A 2,690-nucleotide genomic window follows, 5' to 3' on the forward strand; every position below is an offset into this window, starting at 1 on the left:
CGCCAAGCTGACGCCCGAACAGCTCGAAATCCTCGCTTCGGCGGACCGGCCGCATGGCCACCCCCCCGTTCCATGGGGCAATCCGCCGGATGCAGCCGGTCCCGGAGGTCTGCCTGATCACGGACAGCTCCCTCCACCCCTACCCCGGAGTGGCGAGCAACTCTGACCGGCTGCGCCGGCCGGCCCTCTGACCCACCCGTTCAAGGGCCGGCCGGTTCTCTTCTTGCAACTGAGATGCCTCGCACCGCCGCTGGATGCGCGAGGCGAGGAGAGCACCATGTGGGAAGCGCTGATGATGCTGCGCCTGATCGTGTCTGTTGCCCCGGGCCTGCGGGTCGGCCGGCAGGCTTCGCAGCCAGCCGCGGCGCCCACGTCGATCGAGGATGCGATCCGGTTGAACTTCGCAGGCTATCGGCTGTCGCTTCCGATCGCCTCGTCCAATGTCAAAAACGATGACCGCAAAATTGCGTAAAAGACATCTTCTTCTGCTGGCATTGCTGGTCGCGCTGGCCGCCGTCGCAGCGCTCAAGGCTTATGGCCGCGCCACGCCCGAGCCGGCGACGCAGACGCCTGCGCCGGCAGCGACGCTCACCGTTTCGGTGGAGAAGGTGGTCGCCCAGACGGTGACATCGTCGGTCAGCGCGACCGGCACGGTGGCTGCATGGCAGGAAGCGACGATCGGCGCCGAAGAGAGCGGCCTGCGCCTGACCGAAGTCCTGATGGCCGAGGGCGATCATGTGAAGGCCGGCGATGTCGTCGCGAGGTTGGATGACTCGCTCCTCAAGGCCCAGCTCGCCGAGCAGAAGGCAGCCGTCGCTCAGGCGCAGGCGACGCTCGACTCTGCGTTGTCGGCCGACGCGCGCGCCGACAGGCTGCTCGCCAGCAACGCCGTCAGCGCTGAAACCGCCGAGGACAAGGCGACCGCCGTCAAGACCGGCAAGGCCAGTGTCGACCAGGCAGAGGCCGCCGCTCAGCGGCTGCAGGCCCAGCTCGACAGGACGACCATCCGCGCCCCGTTCGACGGCATCGTCTCCAGCAAGCCGGCCGTGGCAGGCTCCATCGTCCAGGCCGGCACCGAGCTGATGAAGATCGTCCGTGACGGCAGGCTGGAGGTCGGTGTGCTTGTCCCTGAAAAGGACCTGGCGGCAATCTCGGCCGGTCAGCCGGCGAACATCGTCGACGCATCCGGCCGCGCCTTTTCCGGCAACATTTCCTCGATTGCGGAAACCGTCAATTCGACCACGCGCCTTGCCACCGTCTATGTCACCGTCGGCGAAGGCTCGGGCCTTAAGCCCGGCATGTTCGCCCGCGTCACGATCGAGACGGCGTCGTCCCGGCAACTGACCATCGCCGAAACGGCTTTGGTCTGGCATGACGGCAAGCCGGCCGTGTTCGTCGTCGACGATCAAGGCAAGGTCGGCGCGCATCCCGTTGCAACCGGCACGCGCCAGAACGGCCGGGTAGCCATCGAAAACGGCTTGTCGGAAAGCGACCGCGTCGTCGTCGCCGGCGCCGGCTTCCTGAACGACGGCAACCTCGTGCGCGTCGCCGCCGACGAGACGAAGGCTGCCGACGCCGCAAGCACGGCGGAGCCCGCACAATGAACGCCATCTCCTCGTGGTCGATCCGCAATCCGGTTCCGACCATCGTGCTGTTCCTGTCGCTCGGCATTGCCGGCGTCTACGGCTTCATGCAGCTGCGCACCAACAATATGCCCGACATCGACCTGCCGACCGTCACCGTCACGGTGGCGCAGCCGGGCGCGGCTCCGAGCGAAATGGAAGTCCAGGTCGCGCGCGTTATCGAGAACACGGTCGCGACCCTCGAAGGCGTCGACGACGTCTCGACCTCGATCAGCGAGGGCTCGTCCGTCACCGCCATCGAATTCACCCTCGGCACCGATCCCGAGACCGCCACCAACGATGTCCGCAACGCCGTCTCCGGCGTGCAGTCCAGCCTGCCGGCCGCGGCCCAGACGCCGGTCGTGGCCAAAGTCAACGCAACCGGCAATTCGGTGCTGACCTTCGTCGTCGAGGCGCCGACCATGTCGCCCGACGCGCTGAGCTGGTACATCGACAATGACGTCGCCAAGGTCCTGCTCGGTGTCGACGGCGTCTCCAAGATCACCCGTTCCGGCGGCGTCGACCGCGTCATCCGCGTCGAGCTCGACCCCGACCGGCTCGCCGCTCTCGGCATCAGCGCCGGCGACGTCAGCCAGACGCTGGCCTCCAACAACGTCAACCAGCCCGGCGGCCGCGCCAATATCGGCGGCCAGGAGCAGTCGGTGCGCACGCTCGCCAGCGCAACGACCGTCGAGGTGCTGGCCGATACCCGCATCGCGCTGAGCGGCGCCGGCGACGTCAAGCTGTCCGACCTCGGCACCGTCGTCGACAGCTGGGAAAAGCCGCGCCAGGCGGCCTATCTCGACGGCCGGCGGGTCGTCGCCTTCAATGTCTACAGATCGGTGGGCTCGAGCGAGATCGACGTGGTCAAGGCCGCCCGCGCCGCCATCGCCGACATGGGCGCCAAGACCACGGCGGCAAAATTCACAGAAGTAACCTCCTCGTCAGGCTTCGTCCAGGAAAGCTACGACGCCGCCTTCGAAGCCTTATGGCTCGGCGCCGTGCTCGCCATCGGCGTGGTCTGGCTGTTCCTGCGCGATATCAGGGCCACGCTGGTGTCGGCGGTGG

General features: G+C 67.4%; 3 protein-coding genes. All 3 read left to right on the forward strand.

Annotated elements, in window-relative coordinates; translation table 11 throughout:
• Window positions 1-277 precede the first annotated feature (277 nt).
• Window positions 278-472 carry a hypothetical protein gene (locus EOA27_RS30995; RefSeq protein ID WP_127258034.1) on the forward strand — a complete coding sequence of 65 codons (195 nt, stop codon included), beginning with the start codon at window positions 278-280 and terminating at the stop codon, window positions 470-472.
• The gene (locus EOA27_RS31000) at window positions 465-1,604 is read left to right on the forward strand and encodes an efflux RND transporter periplasmic adaptor subunit (RefSeq protein ID WP_189562164.1); all 1,140 of its coding nucleotides are present in this window, start codon (window positions 465-467) and stop codon (window positions 1,602-1,604) included. Before EOA27_RS30995 ends, EOA27_RS31000 begins: the two co-directional genes overlap by 8 nt.
• A partial coding sequence (locus EOA27_RS31005; protein ID WP_145970644.1) for an efflux RND transporter permease subunit occupies window positions 1,601-2,690 on the forward strand: 1,090 nt, incomplete at its 3' end. The genes EOA27_RS31000 and EOA27_RS31005, both read left to right, overlap by 4 nt.

The organism is Mesorhizobium sp. M2A.F.Ca.ET.037.01.1.1 (assembly GCF_003998075.1).
Taxonomy (GTDB): domain Bacteria; phylum Pseudomonadota; class Alphaproteobacteria; order Rhizobiales; family Rhizobiaceae; genus Mesorhizobium.

Coding starts and splice junctions, on each gene's coding strand:
- EOA27_RS30995 (WP_127258034.1), top strand. CDS start 278: ATGTGGGAAGCGCTGATGATGCTGCGCCTGATCGTGTCTGTTGCCCCG.